The following is a 4,707-nucleotide window of genomic DNA, read 5'->3' as shown; positions in this document are numbered from 1 at the left end:
GCCCCGGAGACCGGCGCGAGCACCCACACCGGCGCGGCGCCCGGCGCGGACGGCGCGGCGGGCACCGGCGCTGGCTCCGGCACCGGCACCGGCACCGGTGCGGACCCCCGGCTGCCCGGCGGCGAGCCCGGCCCCCGGTGCGCCGCGTGCCAGGAGGGCACCATCGGCCAGGACGGGTTCTGCGAGCGCTGCGGACACGCCCAGGGGCGCGAACGCGACCATGTGGAGAGCGAGTTGGAGGGCATCGCGGCGGCCACCGACCGCGGGCTGCGCCATCACCGCAACGAGGACGCGTTCTCCGTGTCCTCCGCCGAGCTGCCCGACGGCTCACCGGTCGTGGTCGCGGTGGTGTGCGACGGGGTCTCCTCGGCGACCCGCCCCGACGACGCCTCGGCCGCCGCGGCCCATGCGGCGAATGAGGCGCTGATGGCCTCGCTCCCGCACGGCGCCCACCCCCAGCAGGCGATGAACGAGGCCATCGTCGCCGCCGCCGAGGCGGTCAACTCCCTGGCGGTGGAGACCGACGGGCCCGCTTCCCACCCCGAGCAGCAGCGCCATCAGAACGCACCGGCCTGCACCATCGTCAGCGCCGTCGTCACCAGCGACATCCTCACCGTCGGCTGGGTCGGGGACAGCCGCGCCTACTGGGTCCCCGACGACCGCACGGCCCCGCCCGCCCGGCTCACCGAGGACGACTCCTGGGCGGCACAGATGGTGGCCGCGGGCCTGATGTCGGAGGCGGAGGCGTACGCGGACGAGCGCGCCCACGCCATCACCGGCTGGCTCGGGGCGGACGCCTATGAACTGGAGCCGCACACCGCCTCCTACAAGCCGGACCGGCCGGGCGTGGTGGTGGTGTGCACCGACGGGCTGTGGAACTACGCCGAATCGGCGGAGGAGATGGCCCGCGCGGTGCCGCCGGACGCCCGTGCCCGGCCGCTGAACAGTGCGCAGGTCCTGGTCGGCCACGCCCTCGGCGGCGGTGGCCACGACAACGTAACAGTGGCGGTCGTGCCGTTCCCCGCTGCCCCGGGCCGGGCAGGATCCGCCTGACGGTCGTCAAGGAACGGAAGACATGGCCCCTTTCCCCCCATCCCCTGCGCCGCGGTTCTCGGTCGAGGTCTACCAGAACGAGTACCTCCCCGTGGGAGGCCGCGAGGTGAACGCGATCATCACCGTCACCTCGGCGGGCGGCGGGACCGCGGGCGGGCCAGGGACCGCGGAAGGGCCCGGGGCCGCGGGCGTACCGGGAGCCGCGGCCGGTCTTGGAACCGCGGGAGGACCGGGAGCCGCGGCCGGGCTCGGCCCCATGGGAGGGCCTGGGGCCGCGGCCGGACCTGGAGCTTCAGGAGGATCCGGGGCCGTGGAAGGGCCAGGGGCCGCGGGCGGGACGCCGATACCCGGGACGCCGATACCCGGGCCCGCCCTCGCCCCCGGCCCGCGCCAGGACGTCCCCGGCGGGTCCGGCCGGTGCGGCGCCTCCTCCGGCGCCGCCGTGGTGATCATGGTGGACTGCTCCGGCTCCATGGGCTATCCGCCGACGAAGATGCGCCATGCGCGGGACGCGACCGCCGCCGCGATCGACACGGTGCGCGACGGCGTCGCCTTCGCCGTGGTGGCGGGCACGCACAAGGCGGTCGAGGTCTTCCCGGGCGGCGGACGGCTGGCCACCGCCGATCCGCTCACCCGCGCCCGGGCCAAGGAGGCGCTGTGCGGCCTGAGTCCGGGCGGCGGCACCGCGATCGGCAGCTGGCTGCTGCTGGCCGACCAGCTGCTCGGCTCGGCCGACGCCGCGATCCGGCATGGCATCCTGCTCACCGACGGCCGGAACGAGCACGAGGAGCCGGAGCGGCTGCGGGCGGTGCTCGACGCCTGCGCCGGCCGCTTCACCTGCGACGCCCGCGGGGTCGGTACGGACTGGGAGGTCGAGGAGGTCACCGGGATCGCCTCCGCCCTGCTCGGAACGGCCGACATCGTGGCCGATCCCGCCGGACTCCGTGCGGACTTCACGCGGATGACCAAGGCGGCGATGGGCAAGGAGATCGCCGATGTCAGCCTGCGGCTGTGGACTCCGAAGGGCGCCGAGGTGGTGTATGTGAAGCAGGTCGCACCGGCGGTCGAGGACCTGACCGCGCGGCGCGTCGAGGCCGGTCCGCGGGCGGGCGACTATCCCACGGGGTCATGGGGCGAGGAGTCCCGTGATTACCACGTATGTGTACGGGTTCCGGCCGCCGAGACCGGCCGGGAGATGCTCGCGGCCAGGATTTCCCTGGTTCAGCCACCGCCCGGCGGAGTCGGCAGTCCGCCGAGCCCGCTGGCGCAGGGGTTGGTGCGAGCGGTCTGGACGGATGACCTGGCCGCCTCCACCGCGATGAATCCGCAGGTGGCGCACTATACGGGCCAGGCCGAACTGGCACAGGCCATCCAGGCGGGAATGAATGCCCGCAAGTCCGGCAATGCCGAACAAGCGACCGCCAAGCTCGGTCGTGCCGTACAGCTGGCGACCGCATCGGGGAACGAGGACACGGCGAAACTGCTTGCGAAGGTGGTGGACGTCGTCGATGCGGCGGCAGGTACTGTGCGACTGAAAGCGAAGGTCACGGAGGCGGACGAGATGACACTCGAAACGCGCTCCACCAAGACAGTTCGCGTCAAGAAGTAGCACATAACCAACACTCACGTAGCACTTCTCGGCAGAAACGCCAAGAACGCCACAAGAGGGGGATCCGACATGCCGACCTGTCCCAACGGCCACCAATCGGCGGCCGACGACTGGTGTGAGGTGTGTGGCCACCGGATGTCGGGGACACCCATGCCCTCCGGTGCCGTCCCGCCGCCTCCGCCACAGCCCATGCCGGGTGGCCCCGGCACGCCCGTCCCACCGGGCGGCTTCGGAAGTCCGGGGTCGGGCGGCCCACCACCGCCCGGCGGCCCGGGCGGCTACGGCTATCCGGGGCAGCAGCAGGAGCTGTGCCCGCAGTGCCGTACCCCGCGTGAGTCGCAGGCTCCGTTCTGCGAGGAGTGCCGCTTCAACTTCCAGACGCAGGCGCCTTCGCCGTACGGCCCGCCGCAGGGCGGTTACGCGCCGCCGCAGCAGCCCGGCCCCGGGCAGCCGCACGCCCCGCACCCCGCGCAGGGCGGGTTCGGCGGCGACCGGGACTGGACGCTCCCGCCGCCGCAGGGAGGCACGCCCCCACACGGCGCACCGCAGCAGGGTGCCCCGGGCGCGCCCGGGCAGCAGTACGGCTACGGCTATCCCCAGGCCACCGCGCAGCCGTACGGGAACGACGGGTACGCCCCGCCGCCCCAGCAGCAGGGCCCGGGGCACCAGCCGCCGCAGCAGCACCCGGGTGCCCCGCAGCACTCGACGCCGCCCGGCGGGGCCCCGTTCGGCCAGGCCCAGGCGGCGCCCGGAAACTGGATAGCGGTCGTCGCCCCGGACCGTGAGTACTTCGTGGCGATGATGAACCGCAGCGGCCCGGAGGCCGCCGGGCTGAACCTCCCGGCGTACTCCCCCGAGCAGCAACTGCCGCTCAACGGTCACCAGATCACCATCGGCCGACGCCGTCACAGCACCGGTGAGGCCCCCGACATCGACCTGGGGCGGGCGCCCGAGGACCCGGGCGTCTCACACCAGCACGCACTCCTGGTGCAGCAGCCCGACGGGGCGTGGGCGGTCGTCGACCAGGACTCGACGAACGGGACGACGATCAACGGCGGCGAGGAGCCGATCCAGCCGTTCGTGCCGGTCCCGCTCCGGGACGGCGACCGGGTCCACGTCGGCGCCTGGACGACGATCACGGTGCGCCGGGGCTGAGCGGCGAGGAGCGGCGGGCCAGGGCCTAGACGAAGGACTGGAGCCGGTCGGGAGGGCCGAGCGGCCAGCCGTAGGCGCCCTCCGGCTCGTCCAGCCAGGCCCACTGCCGCTCGCCCCGCACCGTCACCCCGTAGCGCTCCCGCCCCGGCCTGCCCTCGTGCTCCCACAGCGCGAGGGCCTCGACCGGCTCCAGATGGCCCGCGGCCAGGTTCAGCAGGAAGCGGAAGGAGTCGTCCAGCAGGGGCCGGGACGGCAGACCGCAGGTGGGCACCCTCTCAGGCGGTGGGCCGCTGCCGCGCAGCGGAACGAAGTACGCGGGAGTGGCCAGAAAGCGCCCTTCCGCATGGCGGGCGTCGGCGACCCTCAGAGTGATCAGACCGGTCGCGAGCGGCGTCAGGATCAGCGCGTCCGGCCGGCACTGGCCGAGCCATGCGGGCGGAACGGACGCCACCGCGCAGGTGGCGATGATCCGGTCGTAGGGAGCGTGCAGCGGACAGCCGCGCGCCCCGTCCCCCGTGACGACCGCCGGCCGGAACCCGGCCGCGGCCAGGTGGTTGCGGGCGGCCTCGGTGATCTCCGGGTCGAGGTCGAGGGTGGTGACGTGTGTCTCGCCGAGCCGATGGGCCAGCAGCGCGGCGTTGTAGCCGGTGCCCGCGCCGATCTCGAGCACCCGGTCGCCGTCCCGCACCCGCAGCGCCTGGAGCATCCGGGCCATCAGCGACGGCTGGCTGCTGGAGGTGATCAGTTCACCGTCGCGCACCCGCGTCGCCAGCGGGACATCGGCGTAGGCGTCCGGACCAGCCAGGCCGGGTCCCCGCCGCGAGGTCGGGGGTTCGGGGGTTCGTACCGACCGACCCAACGACGGGTCCGGGGTGCGACGCCCGGTACCC

4 protein-coding genes are annotated in these 4,707 nt (G+C 74.2%); 3 read left to right on the top strand and 1 reads right to left on the bottom strand.

From position 1 onward, the window contains the following. From AXW62_RS31390 to AXW62_RS31380, 3 genes are all read left to right on the top strand, one after another. On the top strand, positions 1–1,053 hold a 1,053-nt coding region (locus AXW62_RS31390), incomplete at its 5' end, for a PP2C family protein-serine/threonine phosphatase (protein ID WP_060947477.1). 22 nt (positions 1,054–1,075) lie between these two features. Continuing rightward, positions 1,076–2,662: a vWA domain-containing protein gene (locus AXW62_RS31385; RefSeq protein WP_370682948.1), complete on the top strand. Its 1,587-nt coding sequence runs from the start codon at positions 1,076–1,078 to the stop codon at positions 2,660–2,662. A 69-nt stretch (positions 2,663–2,731) separates the two neighbouring features. After that, on the top strand, positions 2,732–3,817 hold the full coding sequence (locus tag AXW62_RS31380) for an FHA domain-containing protein (protein WP_060947476.1): 1,086 nt from the start codon (positions 2,732–2,734) through the stop codon (positions 3,815–3,817). 25 nt (positions 3,818–3,842) lie between these two features. On the opposite strand, the gene AXW62_RS31375 is transcribed toward AXW62_RS31380, so the two are convergent. Further along, on the bottom strand, positions 3,843–4,707 hold an 865-nt coding region (locus AXW62_RS31375), incomplete at its 5' end, for a methyltransferase domain-containing protein (RefSeq protein ID WP_107406369.1).

This window comes from Streptomyces hygroscopicus subsp. hygroscopicus (genome assembly GCF_001553455.1).
Classification (GTDB): domain Bacteria; phylum Actinomycetota; class Actinomycetes; order Streptomycetales; family Streptomycetaceae; genus Streptomyces; species Streptomyces hygroscopicus.
This window is presented reverse-complemented; position numbering and strand designations above follow the sequence as displayed.

Coding starts and splice junctions, on each gene's coding strand:
- AXW62_RS31380 (WP_060947476.1), top strand. CDS start 2,732: ATGCCGACCTGTCCCAACGGCCACCAATCGGCGGCCGACGACTGGTGT.
- AXW62_RS31385 (WP_370682948.1), top strand. CDS start 1,076: ATGGCCCCTTTCCCCCCATCCCCTGCGCCGCGGTTCTCGGTCGAGGTC.